This window comes from Clostridium carnis (assembly GCF_054657435.1).
Genome location: NZ_BAAHYS010000001.1, coordinates 1,436,005 through 1,453,020 on the forward strand (window position 1 = coordinate 1,436,005; position 17,016 = coordinate 1,453,020).

General features: G+C 28.1%; 13 protein-coding genes and 2 pseudogenes. 6 read left to right on the plus strand and 9 right to left on the minus strand.

Going from position 1 to position 17,016, the window contains the following annotated elements:
* Positions 1-54: 54 nt before the first annotated feature.
* The 8 genes and pseudogenes from ACYQ1T_RS06715 to ACYQ1T_RS06750 all read right to left on the minus strand — a co-directional run bounded on the left by ACYQ1T_RS06715 (position 55) and on the right by ACYQ1T_RS06750 (position 10,144).
* Positions 55-3,225: a hypothetical protein gene (locus ACYQ1T_RS06715; RefSeq protein ID WP_459833187.1), complete on the minus strand. Its 3,171-nt coding sequence runs from the start codon at positions 3,223-3,225 to the stop codon at positions 55-57.
* A gap of 217 nt (positions 3,226-3,442) precedes the next feature.
* A pseudogene (locus tag ACYQ1T_RS06720) lies at positions 3,443-4,590 on the minus strand (IS3 family transposase).
* A 529-nt stretch (positions 4,591-5,119) separates the two neighbouring features.
* A pseudogene (locus ACYQ1T_RS06725) lies at positions 5,120-5,233 on the minus strand (IS4 family transposase); the annotation flags it as partial.
* Positions 5,234-5,286: 53 nt separating this feature from the next.
* Positions 5,287-5,502 carry a hypothetical protein gene (locus tag ACYQ1T_RS06730; RefSeq protein ID WP_459833190.1) on the minus strand — a complete coding sequence of 72 codons (216 nt, stop codon included), beginning with the start codon at positions 5,500-5,502 and terminating at the stop codon, positions 5,287-5,289.
* 64 nt (positions 5,503-5,566) lie between these two features.
* Complete coding sequence (locus ACYQ1T_RS06735) at positions 5,567-6,946, minus strand: DUF4317 domain-containing protein (RefSeq protein ID WP_459833192.1); 1,380 nt, start codon at positions 6,944-6,946, stop codon at positions 5,567-5,569.
* Positions 6,947-7,133: 187 nt separating this feature from the next.
* On the minus strand, positions 7,134-7,664 hold the full coding sequence (locus ACYQ1T_RS06740; RefSeq protein WP_459833194.1) for a hypothetical protein: 531 nt from the start codon (positions 7,662-7,664) through the stop codon (positions 7,134-7,136).
* The gene (nagA, locus tag ACYQ1T_RS06745; protein WP_459833197.1) at positions 7,664-8,803 is read right to left on the minus strand and encodes an N-acetylglucosamine-6-phosphate deacetylase; all 1,140 of its coding nucleotides are present in this window, start codon (positions 8,801-8,803) and stop codon (positions 7,664-7,666) included. Before nagA ends, ACYQ1T_RS06740 begins: the two co-directional genes overlap by 1 nt.
* A gap of 171 nt (positions 8,804-8,974) precedes the next feature.
* The gene (locus tag ACYQ1T_RS06750) at positions 8,975-10,144 is read right to left on the minus strand and encodes a helix-turn-helix domain-containing protein (protein ID WP_459833200.1); all 1,170 of its coding nucleotides are present in this window, start codon (positions 10,142-10,144) and stop codon (positions 8,975-8,977) included.
* A 411-nt stretch (positions 10,145-10,555) separates the two neighbouring features.
* Here ACYQ1T_RS06750 and agaV point away from each other — a divergent pair, with 411 nt between their 5' ends.
* The 5 genes from agaV (at position 10,556) to ACYQ1T_RS06775 (ending at position 15,340) form a co-directional block, all read left to right on the plus strand.
* Positions 10,556-11,032, plus strand: a complete 477-nt coding sequence (agaV, locus tag ACYQ1T_RS06755) for a PTS N-acetylgalactosamine transporter subunit IIB (RefSeq protein ID WP_459833202.1) — start codon at positions 10,556-10,558, stop codon at positions 11,030-11,032.
* A gap of 24 nt (positions 11,033-11,056) precedes the next feature.
* The gene (locus ACYQ1T_RS06760; protein ID WP_459833205.1) at positions 11,057-11,869 is read left to right on the plus strand and encodes a PTS mannose/fructose/sorbose/N-acetylgalactosamine transporter subunit IIC; all 813 of its coding nucleotides are present in this window, start codon (positions 11,057-11,059) and stop codon (positions 11,867-11,869) included.
* Positions 11,859-12,686, plus strand: coding sequence for a PTS system mannose/fructose/sorbose family transporter subunit IID (locus ACYQ1T_RS06765; RefSeq protein ID WP_459833207.1), 828 nt, complete (start codon positions 11,859-11,861; stop codon positions 12,684-12,686). The genes ACYQ1T_RS06760 and ACYQ1T_RS06765 overlap by 11 nt, the downstream gene beginning before the upstream one ends.
* Before the next feature lie 244 nt (positions 12,687-12,930).
* Entirely contained in the window at positions 12,931-13,428 is a 498-nt protein-coding gene (locus ACYQ1T_RS06770) for an NAD(+) diphosphatase (protein WP_459833210.1), read from the plus strand.
* A 343-nt stretch (positions 13,429-13,771) separates the two neighbouring features.
* Complete coding sequence (locus ACYQ1T_RS06775; RefSeq protein WP_459836482.1) at positions 13,772-15,340, plus strand: family 20 glycosylhydrolase; 1,569 nt, start codon at positions 13,772-13,774, stop codon at positions 15,338-15,340.
* Positions 15,341-15,421: 81 nt separating this feature from the next.
* On the opposite strand, the gene ACYQ1T_RS06780 is transcribed toward ACYQ1T_RS06775, so the two are convergent.
* Positions 15,422-16,051 (minus strand): GNAT family N-acetyltransferase, encoded by a 630-nt coding sequence (locus ACYQ1T_RS06780; protein WP_459833212.1) that lies wholly within the window; start codon positions 16,049-16,051, stop codon positions 15,422-15,424.
* A 118-nt stretch (positions 16,052-16,169) separates the two neighbouring features.
* Here ACYQ1T_RS06780 and ACYQ1T_RS06785 point away from each other — a divergent pair, with 118 nt between their 5' ends.
* Positions 16,170-16,976, plus strand: coding sequence for a MerR family DNA-binding transcriptional regulator (locus ACYQ1T_RS06785; protein WP_459833214.1), 807 nt, complete (start codon positions 16,170-16,172; stop codon positions 16,974-16,976).
* Positions 16,977-17,016: the final 40 nt, after the last annotated feature.

Sequence of the window (17,016 nt, forward strand, 5' to 3'; positions counted from 1 at the left end):
AAAATCTTCTAATAGCGGATCTTGAGAATCAATTTCTTCTTCGATTGAGGTATCTTAACCGTCATTTGATAAAGCATTTTTAATATTTGAATATTCAGGCCATGCTACCCCATCTGTTTCTTTCTGTCCTCCTGACATAACAACGAAATCTTTAGGATAGATATTAAGAACTCTGTTATATTGGGTATTTAAATTAAAAACATTTATATTAATTGCATTATCATCCAAAATATCTGTATCTTGATATGAGGCAGCTATCAATGCTCCAAAACCATCATTTCCAATTTCATTCATTAATTTTTTTGTAAATCTTGCAGCATCACTTGCAAAATTATTCTCAAAATCGCTAATACTTAAATATTTTGTATTTTCGGTAATAGCTTTATTTAAACTCTTTCCACCACGTATTTCATTTAAGAATTTATCTAAACCATTAGAAATGTCTTCTTTTTTCACAGAATTTTCACCATTCATTAAATATCCTAAATACATGGTAGCCAAATAACCTGTTCCGTAATTGGCATATACATTTCCTTTATTAAGATAATATCTCTGAAGTTTAGCTTTTATATCAGACTCTTCTAAGTCTGCTGTAATACCCAATCCCTTTCTGACCGCATTAGCACCTCCACCAGCTGCCTGTGCTGTCCCTTCTATAAACCAGTTAGGAAACATTTTAGTTGAGTCGCCTCTTGGATTATTTTGAGATATTCCTAGCATACCGCTTGTTAATGATTCATACATCATTGCATGCATTAATTCATGTGCAAGAGTGCTTTCTAAATTTTTTCTGCTATTAGGTGTCAATTCCCCAGTGGCATTATTATTGAAGGAAAGCATATCATAATTTACCCCTAACGTATAATACAAATCTATTACTATTCTGTCGTTAACTTCATTAAATAGATAAGACATCTGTACATAAGCAACAGCACTGGAAAGAGGATGACTGTTAGGCAACCATGAACCACTATATAAATTTAATCCTATTCCAATATCAGATTTATCTAAATATTTGAATGTACTAGGAAAAGTTTTTATAAAAGCATTAACAGATTGAGGTAGTATTTGATTTTTTAGTACTTCTCTAAGATTATCATATCCTTCTACACTAGTTTTGTCTGATCTTGAAACGTTTTGTGTGGTCTTAAAAGATTCAAAATTAGAAGAATCTTTTAATATACTATTTTTCTTAGAAAGTAATCCTTTTTCTTTCATAGGAACAGTAAGATCTATAGCAGGATCTGGTACATCCTTTTTATCTGTAGGCACAGTAGAATGTGTAACAGGATCTGGTACATCTTTTTTATCTGTAGGCACAGTAGAATGTGTAACAGGATCTGGTACATCCTTTTTATCTGTAGGCACAGTAGAATGTGTAACAGGATCTGGTACATCTTTTTTATCTGTAGGCACAGTAGAATGTGTAACAGGATCTGGTACATCCTTTTTATCTGTAGGCACAGTAGAATGTGTAACAGGATCTGGTACATCTTTTTTATCTGTAGGCACAGTAGAATGTGTAACAGGATCTGGTACATCTTTTTTATCTGTAGGCACAGTAGAATGTGTAACAGGATCTGGTACATCTTTTTTATCTGTAGGCACAGTAGAATGTGTAACAGGATCTGGTACATCCTTTTTATCTGTAGGCACAGTAGAATGTGTAACAGGATCTGGTACATCTTTTTTATCTGTAGGCACAGTAGAATGTGTAACAGGATCTGATACATCTTTTTTATCTGTAGGCACAGTAGAATGTGTAACAGGATCTGGTACATCTTTTTTATCTGTAGGCACAGTAGAATGTGTAACAGGATCTGGTACATCTTTTTTATCTGTAGGCACAGTAGAATGTGTAACAGGATCTGGTACATCCTTTTTATCTGTAGGCACAGTAGAATGTGTAACAGGATCTGATACATATTTTTTATCTGTAGGCACAGTAGTATCTATAACAGAAGTTGTTATATTTCTTTCTCCTGTAGCCATAGCAGTCCATTTTCCATGGATATTAGTCAGAGTAACTTTATCTTTTTGAGTAAGATGTGGAACAAATGTAAATATCCCTAGTTTTTCAGTAGCATTTTCGGCATTGATATATATATGGTTAAGGTCTACCAACCCTGACTCATCCTGTATTAAAGCAGCATTATTAACAGTTCTGAACTCAATATTTCCAATAAAAGACTCGATAATATTTATACAAGAATCTTTATTAGTATATAAAATACTCCCTTCCTCACCATGTAATCTTTTTATTTCAAAAGAAGAATCTGTTTTAGTTACAGTAGATAAGTCCAAGCTACATTCAGAGTGAATTTTTATTTCTATGTTTTCATTTAAAGCTTTAGGTTTTAACTTACCACTAATTAACTCCAGCCTGCCTAAGTGTTCAAAAGATATTAAGTCATTTGTACCTTCTACACTTACTGAGACAGAGGCATTCTTTAAGATACTTTCACCTTGCTTTCCATCTACATTTCTTACATTACTGTTGTTAAGAGTAATAGACACATCTCCACTAGAATTGCTACCTTTTCCTGCAGCATATATAGTACCTATACTGCTAACGTTTCCCTGTATAGTAATGTCAACATCCTGAGTCCAATCTTCACCTTGGCTTCCTGCAAAAATATCACCTATATTCGTGTTCTTTCCTGTTACTATTATTTCACTTTTATTTCCATAGTCAGCAGTTTGTCCACTTAATGAGCCACCAAATATATCAATAATCTTTGTACCTCTATTATATCCAATATTTTCAAGAGTCAAAGAATGACCGTTTGCAAATATTCTTCCAATAGAATTTGTATAATTGAAGTTGAAATTTCTAAATGTTACATCTTCAGCAAGAATGATTTCTCCGCGACGTACATTTAACGACGGCATAGAATCTCCTTCTCCTTGGATAGTAACTCTTTTATCAATAATTAGAGGGGCATTTTCACCAAGGTCGCCTGAAGTTAAATCATTTGCATAACCCACGTTACTTTTAATAATAATAGTATCTCCATCTTTTGCGGCATAGATTGCATCTGCAATATCATAATATGGTTTTTCTGAACTACCATCTTGTTCAGAGTTTGAATCAACACTTACATCTATGTAAATAATATTGTTTGATGTTGTTAAAACTTCATGGGTTTTTTCAAACGCCACAGTATTCAACATCATGATAAACATGCATATAAATAGAAGTAAAATTAATAATTTTCCCTTCATTCGTGTACCTCTTTCTTTTTCTTTATTAAAACTAAAATTTTTTAGTTATTATTCAGTTATCTTATTTACCCCCTTTCTTTTTTAGTTCTCATATTTTTTTCAAGTAGGTTAGTCTAATTATTCATTTAAAACACCTCATTTTTAAGAAAGATCTTTTATATTTTAGAATATATATGGTCTTACGTCAATATCTTGGACACAAAAAGTCAAACTTTTTTTATGCTACACCTCTAGCTAATAATTCACATTGATTTGGAGTCATGTAATTAATAGAAGAGTGTAGCCTTTTTCTGTTATACCAGCCTTCAATATATTTAAATATAGCTATATTGGCTTCTTCGAAGGTACGGTATGTATTTCTATAGATTTCTTCCTTCTTTATTGAAGAATGAAAAGATTCTATACAAGCATTATCATATGGACAACCTTTTTTACTAAATGATTGTATAATATTAAACTGTATACATAGCTCTTTTAAATCATTACTAGTATATTGAGAGCCTAAATCTGTATGAAATATTAAATTTTTATTTTTATCTGGATTTTGGCTGTAGTAGGCATTTTTTAAAGCTTTAATAACTAAATCATTAGTCATTCTTTTACCGAAGGCGTAGCCAATTATTTTTTTTGAATGTAAATCAAGAACTGAAGCTAAATAGCACCAACCATCTTTGATAGTATGAATATATGTAATATCGCCAACCCATTTTTCATTAATAGAAGTAGTTGCAAAATCTCTATTTAAAACGTTTTCTAAATCTTCTGCTACTTTCTTATTTGAATGAGGCTTATATTTTTTTACAGTTATTGCACAAAGACCAAGTTCAGTCATTTTTCTTTGAACTCTCTTTATTGACACATTAAAGCCTTCTGTACCAAGTATATGATGAATCCTAGGAGCACCATATATCCCTTTATTAGCTTTATATATCCTTGTAATCGCTGCTTTTAATGCATCATTTTCTATTGCTCTTGAAGATTTAATTTTATCAAAAGATTTATAATATGTACTTCTGGCTACGCCTAGAACGGTACACATAGTCTTAATATCATGATTGTTTTTATTATTATCTATAAATAGTATTACTTGATTTAATTTCTTGTTGCAAATATGGCCATAGCTTTTTTTAATATTTCATTTTCCTCTTTAATCCTTGCCATTTCCTTTTTTAAAGCCTTTACTTCTTTAAGTGTCATAGATTCATTTTCATCTATTTTAACTTCTTTTACATCTTTAACCCAGCCGTTGATTGTTGATTTTGCAATGCCATATTCGCTACTTAGCTCTGCTAAGCTCATTCCTGATTTAAATAAATCTACTATCATATTTTTATATTCTTGATCATACCTTTTGCCACTTCCCATAATGGACACATCCTTTCTTAACTAAATATAATTTTACTTAGTTCGACTTAATGTGTCCACTACTTTATACTAACACCAATATTATAATTAAAATTTAAGTAATCATTAAACAAAAGTCAAGTATTTCTTAAATTTTGCTATTTAATCATAATATATAATTACTAGAATTAAATAATCTCTTAAACTAAAATTTATTTTAATTGAATCTAAGTATAAATAAGTAAATAACAAAGTCTATTTTGAATATAGCTAATATGTCAATACTATCTTTTTTGACTTTAACCTTGATATATAGTGAAGCATGTTTTTAAATAATATTTCTTCCTGCAGGATTATTATCTTTTAAATGATTTAATGTCTGTAATAAATAAGCTGTAAATTCTAACTTTTTTTTCGTTAATATTTTAGTAGCATTTAATAAGTTAATTTTTTTATCTTTAGCACATGAAACACCAAGGGAAATTATATAGCAATAAGCTATATAGACACAAAAATATAACATCTTAGTATAGTGAACATGATTACTCCAAGTACTTTCAAAATTAAATCCAGTACTTTTTAAATCCCTAAACATCTCTTCAATATGAAATCTCTTTTTATATTCCCTTATTGCAGAAGGTTCGGAAATGTTACTAGCTATAAATCACACATCATCAGCATCTTCAGATTTACATTGAAGATGCTCATCTATGAATTTTACAATATTACAAATCTATCAGCTATTGTAGTATGATCAAATATTATATAAATTGATTTTGATCTAAATTTATATTTTTGCAGTATCTTATACGCAAAAAACTCATAGAGTTTTTCAAAATTAACTTCTTTATTGCTTAAAAATATTTTAACTTTGTTAGTTTCAGTCCATACCAAATAAGAATTTTTTAGTTGTTGAGAAGTTTTAGATAACACAACTGAATGCGAGCATATTATTCCAATAATAAGTGAAATTAAATTATTTAATATTTTATATAATTTAAATTAAGTCATCTAAGCCGTTAACTGTAGTTTGCTCGTTTTCATCAATAGGAATAACTATATATTTTTGTCCATCAATTATTTGAGATTTTATTTGAGGTACTTTTTCAGGCTTAACTTGAAGTATAACATCATAGTGAGGATCAATTTTAATAGCCTCTAAATTTATGTTTTTATCCTTTTCTAGATTAGCTTCTAGTTCATCTAAGTCAGTTTCTGGAGTTTCTTCTAAAGATACGATACTATCATTAGCATTTGAGGACATAGGCATTTCGTTATCTATAGAATCTACTGAAGTTTCTTGTTTAATTTGCTCAAGCCTAGATTGAAGTATTTCCACTTGTTTATGAAGACTCTCTTCTCTTTTTCTTTGTGAACTTGCTTTTAGGGTTTTTGCATCAATTAAATTTTCTGCTAAAGGAAGATCATCACCAAAATTATCTATATATGATTTTTCAATCTTAGCAGTAATTTCTTCAGGAACTCCACTATCTATTAAAAGACTTTGTATATCATCCTTCTTTAAAGCTATGGGTTCACAATCAGTGTCAGCATATATATCATTGTATTCGTCTATCATAGTATTTAGGTTTTCTTGGATTTCCATAAAAACTTTTTCAGCTTTAGTTTCATCAGCGCTAAAAGAATCTTTAATAATTGACTGGAATGTTTCTTTTTGTATAGTAGCAGTTTGTTTTGAATAACAACCCAAAGTATTTTCCATTAATTCTGGATGTGTATCCTTTGCATTTTTTGTGTAATACATAACAGAGTTAACATCTGAACTACGATTGATAAATGCAGGAAATATAAATCCATTAGTTGGAGCATCAACTACCCAATCTCTAATACGAGCTTTAATTTTATTTTCTTCTTCAAAATATCTAAGACCAGGAGCTGAAAGTGAAACAGGACATATTGCACATAAGACATATTCATATACTTCTTCAGACTCATCTAGTTTTGCATTATCTTTGGTTTTAGTAATGACATCATAAGCATCATGAAAAATAAGTATTAAAAAGTTACCGGTATAATCATAATTATTTATAATTAAGTCATAAAAATCATCAAGAAGAGCATCATCCTTTAATTGACTATTTTTAAGTTGCATAAGAGAGACTTGTCGTTCATTTATATAATCTTCATTAACTGGGAAGTTAAGTTCTAAAATATTATTTCCAATAGTTCCAGACAGTACTTTTTTAGCAATTTCTAAGTATTTAAAGTATTCATCTTCATCTAAATTTAGAAAGGTTTCTCTAAATTTTAAGATAGTATGTTTTTCTCCATTAACATAGCAACCACACATTTTAGTGAAGGTGCAATGATCCTTTTTAAAACGTCTTTTTAACTCAAGTATATCTTTTTTTCTCATATATAAACCCCTCAATATAGTATTTTAGATTTTTAGGTATTAATTATAGTACTATTATTAAGTATAGTAGTTTTTTTATATTAATTAAAGAATTTCATAAATTAAGTAAGTAAATTATAAAAAATAAGAGAAATTGCTAAGCAACTTCTCTTTAAATTTCATATATTTTAGGAATCTTAAAATAAATTTAAATATATAGCTTTTTCATTTTAATAAAAGCAACCATATTTATTATACCTGAATATAAACTAAATATAGATAATAGCACACTTACAATTAAAAATACTATGTTAAAATTTTGTTGAATTGCATTTATAATAATAAGAACACTTAAAAGAATATATGCACATGCCTTCATAATAGTTTTTTCTTTTTCTTTACTTTTAATTGTTTGCTCTAATACTGAAACCTTCTTATCTCTTTTAAAGTTTTTTATTACTTTTAGCTTATTTAAAAAGAAAGTTCTAAAATATAATTCTGATAAGATTATTAGTCCAGCACCAAATATAAGTGTATTTTGTAGTGTATTAAAATAATCTCCTAGTAAAATTAAAAGCATAAAAATAATAGAATATCTATAGTAAAAGACTCTAAATTTTTGTTCGTTATTTTTAGATATAACATAACCATTTTTATTGAAAATATTATAATAAACCTTATTGCCGTACACATCTAGATAGATATTATTTCCTGCTAAATTTGAAATGTTTTTTTTCATTATAACATCGCCTTTCCTAAACAATATGTTTGATGTACTGAATAATCATGGTTAAGAACTACTAAATCACTATCATACCCAACGCCTATTCTTCCTTTACGGTTTTCAATGCCTAAACATTTGGCCGGGTTAATTGTACATGAATTTATAGCATAATTAAACGGTACCATTGACTCTTCAACTAATATTCTAAGCCCTTCATTCATTCTTAAGGTAGAACCAGCTAAACCTTTTGTTTCAACTAAATGAGCACTACCATCCTCATATATTTCAATTTCATTTCCTCCGAAAGTAAATCTAGAACCAGGTTCATATCCCTTTGCCATTAAAGCATCAGTAACCATAATTCCATAGTCAGGACCTTTAGCATTAAAAAAATTATATAATGCAGTTGTAGTAGAGTGATTACCATCACAAATAATTTCTCCATACATACCTTTAACTCTATAAGCAACACCAACTAGTCCATTTTTTCTATGGTTAAAAGGAGTCATACCATTATATACGTGAGTTTGTGATCTAGCTCCATAAGCAAAGGCCATTACGGCTTCTTCATAAGTAGAGGCTGAGTGTCCTATACTTACAACTACTCCATTATTAAATAAATACTCTGTTAACTCGTGATCTTCATCTACTTCTGTTGCTAAAGTTACATATTTTATTAATCCCTTTGCAGCCTTTTGGTAATACTGGAACTCTTTAACTGTAGGCTTTACTATATATTGCTTTGGTTGAGCTCCTTTATACTCCATATCAAGATATGGACCTTCAAAGTGGATACCTAATATTTCTGCACCATCATAACCTTCTTCTACTACTTTAGCTACATTTGCTAATGCATTAGTAAGAACCTCTTTACTTTGAGTTATAGTAGTTGGTAGTATTGCTGTAACCCCTTCATTAACTATTTTCTTTGTCCAATTTCTAAGACCTTGTTTATTAGCATCATTTGTATCAAAACCATAGGCTCCATGACAGTGAATATCTATAAATCCTGGAACAATTCTTTTATCTCCATAGTCATGAGCACCTTCTTTTTCATTATAAGTATAAATATTAGTTATCTTATTATCATCTATTTCAATTTGAGCTGGAATAAATTGATCTGCAATCCAGACTTTTTTGCTTTGTATTAACATATTATGCCTCCCTTTACAAATTTATATTTAAATTATACATAAATTTACCTATCTAATATTTACACTTTTTAACATACATATTATATCTTTTAGTGTATCCATTGTATTTCAATACATATTAATTTTAAATAATATGTATTGCAAAAAAAGGTTAGAACCCAAATAAACTAGTTAAGATTTAAATACAGTTTGTGCATATTCACTTGGACTTATCTCATAATGTTGTGTAAATGCCCTAGAGAAGTAGTGGATTGAATTAAAACCTAACATAAAGGCTATTTCGCTAATAGTATATTTATTTTCCTTTATTAATTGTTTACTTTTAGCTAATTTTAGCTCATTAATATATTTTTTAGGTGATGTATTTAAGTTGTTTTTAAATAATGTTTGTAGTGAAGACCGTGACACTGAAAATTTACTACAAAGATCAGTTATAGTAATTGGTTCACAAATCATTTTATCAATATAATCAAGTATTTTATCTAGCAATTCATCTTGAAAATGTTGTTGAGACTCAGTAGGAAGCTTTGAGTCATCAGCATCTAAATAATCATATTGAAATAATCTAATAATAATCTCATGAAAGTTACTTAAAATTAAATTTTCTGAATACGGAATTGTTAATGATATATTTTGGGCAAAAGTTCTTATAACCTTATAAAGTTCTTTTCTACAGTGGAAAACCTTATTACAAATTAAGCTATCATCACCACATTCCATATCAAACATAACAGTTAAATAAGAACATGAAGAGTCATTATTTACTGATTGAGTATGAAATTGATTCTTACCATAAACAATTAAATCAGAAGGGTTTAATGTATAATCTACATTATCAATTGATGTATTTAAAGTTCCATTATCAACAAAAGTTAATTCATATAAATTATGGCTTTCTCCTTTAAACTTATAATTGGGACTTTTAATAGTGTAATAATAAGCCATTATTTCAGGAATATTTATAGTTGGTAGAATCCGATTATAAACATAAGGAGGATTTAAAAATTCAATTTTAAGGTTATAGTTAAATGGAATTATTAAATTAAATGATGTCTGATCTGTCATAGAAACTATATTAAAATACATATTAGCTTTGATTTTTAAGTTCCTATGGATAGTAAAAAGTTTAAAATCTCCAGTATTTGAATCACTTATTAATATAGATGCCATTCCATCTATAACTTCTATACAAACTGGTTCTGAAAAGTTATATAGGCTTGAAATAACTCTATCACTAGTTACAACATTTTTCTGTATTAAATCATCATTAGTCATATCTTTATTTTCATCATAAATAGAACCGTATTTTCTAAATTGAGCACTTGATGTTTTATCATACATAATAAATAACCTCTCTCTCCAATATTTAAATTAATTATATTTCAAAATAAATTGAAATATTTAACAAATAAAAAATAATTTTACTATTAATAAATATGTTACCATAAAAATGTATATTCAATAAATATAGATTTATAGTATGTTTACAAAATGTTCATATATACTAATATTATATTTTTGTAATATCTTAATAAAAATATAAATAGATATAGAAATATAGGCACATAAATAAATTAAGTTGATATTTAAAATAATAGGTATAATATTTGATAATTATATCTGGTTGTAAACGTTGTTGAAAATAATAAAATAAATACTAAAAAGTGTAAATATTACATTTTTTGTTACATTTATAATAATTATTAAAGAGTTAATAACTTTTTAACAAAATACTTGAAGGGAGGTGAAAATATGCCAAATATTATTTTAACTAGAATAGATAATAGATTAATCCATGGACAAGTTGCAACACAATGGTGCAGTTCTATTGGTGCAAATCTAATTCTAGTTGCAAATGACGTTGTAGCTGATGATAAGCTTAGACAAGGACTAATGGATATGGCAGCACCAGCTTATGCAGCAACTCGTTATTGGACAATAGAAAAAACTATAAGCACAATTCATAAGGCTAGTGCTAAGCAACTTATTTTCATTGTTTGTGAAACTCCTACTGATGTTTTAAGGCTTGTTGAAGGTGGAGTTCCAATTAAAAAAGTTAACATTGGAAATATGCATATGGCTCAAGGTAAGAGACAAGTTGCTGGATCAGTTGCAGTAGATGATAAGGACGTAGAAGCGTTCAGAAAACTAAAGGAATTAGGAGTAGAACTTGAAATAAGAAGAGTTCCTACTGAAAATTCAGAAAATATTGAAAAGATTTTCAAGTAAAATAATGGGAAAGGGGAATGCTACATGGATTTTAATATTGTACAAATTCTATTGGTTGCGTTATTTGCATTTATTGCAGGTATTGACCAATTTAGTTTCTTAGAGTCATTATATCAACCAATTGTATCTGGTGCAATTGTTGGTGCAATTCTTGGGGATTTACAAACTGGACTTATTGTAGGTGGTACTTATCAATTAATGACAATCGGAAACATGCCAGTTGGAGGAGCTCAACCACCAAATGCTGTTATTGGTGGAATTATGGCAGTTGTATTTGCCGTATCTTCAAAGTTAGATCCAGCTGCAGCTGTTGGACTAGCTGTTCCATTCTCTTTAATAGGACAATATTGTGTTACTTTATTATTTACAATTATGTCACCTTTAATGTCTACAGCTGATAAATATGCTGAATCAGCTGATACAAAAGGAATTGAAAGACTTAATTATTTAGCAATGGCTGCTTTAGGATTATTTTTTGCAATTGTAGTTGTTATTGGATTAATAGGAGGTAGTGTTGTAGGTGAGACACTATCAAATTTATCAAATGAGTATAAATGGTTTATGAATGGACTTAGCGCGGCAGGTGGAATGATGCGTTATGTTGGATTTGCAATTTTATTACGTATTATGTTATCAAAAGACCTATGGGGAATTTACTTTGCAGGATTTGCCCTTGCAACTATTATAGGAAGCATAGAAGCTTTATCTGGTTCTGCATTATTAATAATTGCGCTTATTGGAATAGCCGTAGCTGTTTACGACTTCCAAACTAATGTAAAAATTAAAACTTGTACAGCTGAAGTAGCGAGAGGAGGAGATGACGAAGATGGAATCTAATACTACTCAATATAGAGACTTGACTCCTGCTAAACAACTTGATAAGAAAACTTTAAATCAAATGGTTTGGCGTTCATTATTCTTACAAGCTTCATTTAACTATGAAAGAATGCAAGCTGCTGGATGGCTATATGGGATATTACCTGGATTAAAGAAAATCCATGCTAATAAAGATGACCTTTCAAAATCTATGAAACATAATTTAGAGTTCTTTAATACTCATCCATTCCTTGTAACATTTGTTATGGGTATAGTATTATCTTTAGAGCAACAAAAGGCAGATACAGCTACAATACGTGCTGTCCGTGTTGCTGCAATGGGACCTTTAGGTGGAATAGGAGATGCTATTTTCTGGTACACATTAGTACCTATTACAGCTGGTATTACAGCTAATATGGCTATAGGTGGTTCTTTAGCTGGACCAATACTATTCTTATTAATATTTAATGCTGTTCAATTCTTAGTAAGATATTGGTTAATGCACTGGTCTTACAACTTAGGTTCTAAGGCAATTGATATATTAACTCAAAATGCTAAAGAATTTACTCGTTCAGCATCTATGCTAGGAGTATTCATAGTTGGTGCTTTAACTTCTAACTATGGTGCAACATCATTAGCAATAGAAATAGCAAATGGTGACGCTCCAATCAATATTCAAAAAATATTAGATGGTGTAATGCCAAAAATGATTCCTTTACTTTTAACATTAATGCTATATGTTTTAATTAAAAAGAGAAAGTGGAGTCCTGTTGCATGTATATGTCTTTTACTTGTAATTGGTATTATTGGAGGATTCTTCGGAGTATTCGCTGTTTAATATAGTTAGCTTTTAAGGTAGATTAGTTGTTTAACTAATCTACCTTTTTTCATATATTTTTAATGATAATATAATTGTAAATTTAATATTGGCATATTGAAGAGACTAAAAAAATGTATTTTTAGACGATTTTATTTATGTTATTATTGGATTGGTGCTATTCTAGATTTTTTACATTATTATAATATAAAAAAGTAAGCATCTAATAAAATTATAAATAAAATTACATAAGAGGAGTAACAAAATGAATTATTGTTTTGAATGTGGAACTAAATTAATAAATAAGAAATGTAATGATGAAGGGGAAATTCCATACTGTAATATATGTGAAAAATTTCATTTTCCTACATTTAGTTCAGCTATAAGTGTAATTATTTTGAACCCAGATAAAAACAAGGTATTACTTATACAGCAATATGGAAGAGTAGATAATATACTTGTTGCAGGGTATATCAATAAGGGGGAGGATTCCGAGCAAACCTTAGTAAGAGAAGTAAAGGAAGAAATAGGTCTTGAGGTTAAAGACTATCAATATATGAAAAGTAGATATTTTGAAAGAACAAACACACTAATGTGTAATTTTATTTGCACAGTAGATAGTGAAGATTTAAGCAAAATTAATAATGAAATTGATAAAACTCAGTGGTTTACATTTAAAGATGCAGTTAAATATATTAAAAGTGAGAGCTTAGCAGAAGAGTTTTTAATATACGCTTTAAAGAAATTAAATTATATAGACTAAAATATTATTAATATTTAACAGTTAAACTATTAAAATAATTCAATAAATAATAAACCTTAAGATGCTAAAATAAGTAATAATAGGAATAATTTTATATGAGATAAATATTTCATATAAGATAGTATAAGTAATATTAAGTAGGCAATGTGTAAATAAGTATATACAAATAAAAATAGCTAATACTTATATATAAGAAGTAAAAATTATATATGATAAAAGTATTTAAATTACATTCATTATGAATTAAATAAACTTTAAATATTATTATATAATTAATTATTTATTTCAAAAATATATAAGGAGATAAAAAATGACGCAGAAATTTAATATAAAGGGAGCTTCTATGTGGAAAATGATAACATTGACAACATTGGTAATAGCTTCATTTGTGATAATTTTTAAAGAAAATAATAAGGAAAAGTCAGTTTTCATAGAGGAGAGTAGTAGTGATATTATTCCAAAGCCAGTAAGTTATGAAAAGGGCAAAGGTAAGTTTACTCTTAAAAAGGACACATCAATTTATGTAAAGGGAAATACTGAAAAAGAAACAGAAGAAATAATTAAAGTTGCAGAATTTTTAAAAGAAAAATTAAAAAATTCAACAGGTTTTGAGTTAAATATTATTAAAGGAGAGAGTACTTCATCAGGTAATATTTATTTGACTACTATAGGAGCAGAAGAGGGGAAAGGTAGTGAAGGTTATAAAATAATAACAACTTCTGAAAGTGTTAAAATTATAGCATATAAACCAGAGGGACTATCAAGGGGAGTGCAAACATTAAGACAATTATTACCTCCAGAAATTGAAAAAAGTACTGTGGTTTCTGGTGTAGAATGGAATATTCCAGTTTTAACTATAGATGATAAGCCAGAATATGATTATAGAGGATTAATGATTGATGTTGCTAGACATTTTTTTACTGTAGATGAAATTAAACGTCAAATAGACTATGCAGCTTTATATAAAATAAATAGACTTCATTTACATCTTAGTGATGATCAGGGATGGCGTTTAGAAATAAAAAAATGGCCAGATTTAACTCTTATAGGAGGAAGTACGGAAGTTGGTGGAGGACCAGGTGGATATTATACTCAAGAAGAGTTTAAAGATTTAGTTAAATATGCAGCTGATAGATATATAGAAGTAATTCCTGAGTTTGATATGCCAGGTCATAGTAATGCAGCATTAGCTTCATATGGATTTCTAAATCCAGATGGTAAAAGAAAGCCTTTATATACAGGTACAAATGTAGGATTTAGTACTTTTATGACTCATAGTGAAAAGACGTATGAATTTATTGATGATGTAATTAAAGAAGTTTCAGAAATATCTCCTTCAAAATATATTCATATAGGCGGAGATGAGGCAGATAGCACTAAAAAGGCAGATTATGATTATTTTGTAGGAAGGGTATCTAAAATAGTTGAGAAGTATGGAAAAACACCAATGGGTTGGGATCCAATTGATACAGCTCCAGAAATAAATTCAAGTGTAGTTTTGCAAAATTGGAAGGATTCAAATGAAGCAGCTAGAGAAAAAGATATGAAAATAATTATATCAATTGCAAAAAAAGCATATTTAGATATGAAATATAATGAGAGTACACCATATGGATTAAATTGGGCAGGATACATTTCAGTAGAAGATGCATATAATTGGGATCCTACTGAGTATGCTCCAAAGGAATTAATTTTAGGTATAGAGGCACCCTTGTGGACAGAAACTATTACTAATATAAAGGAAATGGATTATATGATATATCCAAGATTATTAGGTTATTCTGAAATAGGATGGACACCTAAAGAGGCTAGAAATTGGAATGAATATAAGATTAGATTAGAAAAACAAGGGGAAAGAATGAAAAACTTAGGAATAAATTATTATAATGATAATTCTATATGGAAAAATTAATTATATATAGATAAGCTTATATTAAAGGTAATAACTAAATGAGATGAGTTATTACCTTTAATAATTTATTTTTAGTGTTAATTAAAAATTATAACCGTATAGAAATACATTAAGTTTTGATTTAACTGAATTAAAGTAGATTTCTTTTTCATTTAGACGTTTAAAATTTTGACTATCATAAAAGCCATAGTTACATCTAGTGTCTGTATATAGATATAGAGATTTTACATTCATACTTCTCATATAATTAGATAAATGAGTGATAAGAGCTTTTCCAACACCAAGTCCTCTAGATTCCTTAGAGACAATAAATAGCTGTATACAACCTTGGAAGTTATCTTTTTTACCTTGTATAATTTCTTTATAAGCATCATTAATTTTTGAAAATTCTTTAAGTGATGTTTTATTTTCTTTGCTAGATAAAAATATTTTAAGTCCAGTAAGAACAATACTTAGAATATTATGAGGCTTTCTTAAATGATTTTTATCTTTTTTTGCATCACCTAAAATAAAACCTATTACTGTATTATTTTTTTCTGCTACCTTACTAAATGAACTTGCTAAAATACAATCTTGTAGATAAATATTTAATATTAAATCTAAAAATTTCTTATCTTTAATAAATTCATTGAATCCAAATGCTTCTCCAATTAACTCCTTAACATGATTATAATCATCTTTAACTAAATCTCTATATATAACTTTATTCATTTTTATACACTATCCTTTCATATGAGAAAATTTATTATTTTGTTATAATGATAATAATGTCTCCTCTAAAGGGAGAGTCAAGAGTGTTTTAGGATAAAATATAAAGGAAGTGATTATAATGAAAAATTTATTCTCTATTGGAGAGGTTTCTAAAATTAAAGAAATTACAATAAAAGCTTTAAGATATTATCATAAAATGGGCATTCTTATTCCAAGTTATATTGATGAGGAAACCGGTTATAGATATTATTCAATAGATCAGTTTATTTATATAGATATTATAAAAGGATGTAGGGCTTTAGGAACTAGTATAATTGAACTTCAAGAAATCTTCAAAGAACGTGATACAGATAAGCTATTAGATTTTTTAAAATTAAAGAAAAGTGAAGCAGAAGAAAATATAAATAAAATGAGAGAAATAATTAAAAATATTGATATGTTAAATAGGAGTGTAGAGTGTTCTAAAGATATAGTAAGGAATAATGAAATAGATATTAAAAATTTTGAGCAGAGGTATGTAATTGTAGTACCATGTAAAGAAGTAGGTAGCCTAAAAGAGTTACTTTATTATTCAAATTTAGAGAAAATAATTAAAGAGAAAAACTTACAAGTATCTATGGAGCGAGGAATAATATATGATATTAATTTAGATGGTAATATAGAGCCTAAATATGTTTTTAATGGGATTAAAGGAGAACATAATTTAGAAGATGAGAATAATATAAAAATATTACCACTTGGAAAGTATTTAACTCTATCATATAGTAAGGAAAATGAAGAAGAGCATTGGGAAAAAGTATTTAGTTATTTAGAAGAAAATAGTTTGAGAGCTAAAAGATTTATTGAAGTAGATTTATTTAATGATTTTTTTAATACAAATTCATATAGTTGTCAAATTCAAGTTCTTATAGAAGAAAAATATTAATAATAAAAACTCCTTATTTTTTTATATTATAAAAATTATT

What these genes read in the sequence shown, in the direction of transcription:
- ACYQ1T_RS06715 (WP_459833187.1), bottom strand. Translation starts at nt 3,225, where the DNA reads ATGAAGGGAAAATTATTAATTTTACTTCTATTTATATGCATGTTTATC.
- ACYQ1T_RS06735 (WP_459833192.1), bottom strand. Translation starts at nt 6,946, where the DNA reads ATGAGAAAAAAAGATATACTTGAGTTAAAAAGACGTTTTAAAAAGGAT.
- ACYQ1T_RS06740 (WP_459833194.1), bottom strand. Translation starts at nt 7,664, where the DNA reads ATGAAAAAAAACATTTCAAATTTAGCAGGAAATAATATCTATCTAGAT.
- nagA (WP_459833197.1), bottom strand. Translation starts at nt 8,803, where the DNA reads ATGTTAATACAAAGCAAAAAAGTCTGGATTGCAGATCAATTTATTCCA.
- ACYQ1T_RS06750 (WP_459833200.1), bottom strand. Translation starts at nt 10,144, where the DNA reads ATGTATGATAAAACATCAAGTGCTCAATTTAGAAAATACGGTTCTATT.
- agaV (WP_459833202.1), top strand. Translation starts at nt 10,556, where the DNA reads ATGCCAAATATTATTTTAACTAGAATAGATAATAGATTAATCCATGGA.
- ACYQ1T_RS06760 (WP_459833205.1), top strand. Translation starts at nt 11,057, where the DNA reads ATGGATTTTAATATTGTACAAATTCTATTGGTTGCGTTATTTGCATTT.
- ACYQ1T_RS06765 (WP_459833207.1), top strand. Translation starts at nt 11,859, where the DNA reads ATGGAATCTAATACTACTCAATATAGAGACTTGACTCCTGCTAAACAA.
- ACYQ1T_RS06770 (WP_459833210.1), top strand. Translation starts at nt 12,931, where the DNA reads ATGAATTATTGTTTTGAATGTGGAACTAAATTAATAAATAAGAAATGT.
- ACYQ1T_RS06775 (WP_459836482.1), top strand. Translation starts at nt 13,772, where the DNA reads ATGTGGAAAATGATAACATTGACAACATTGGTAATAGCTTCATTTGTG.
- ACYQ1T_RS06780 (WP_459833212.1), bottom strand. Translation starts at nt 16,051, where the DNA reads ATGAATAAAGTTATATATAGAGATTTAGTTAAAGATGATTATAATCAT.
- ACYQ1T_RS06785 (WP_459833214.1), top strand. Translation starts at nt 16,170, where the DNA reads ATGAAAAATTTATTCTCTATTGGAGAGGTTTCTAAAATTAAAGAAATT.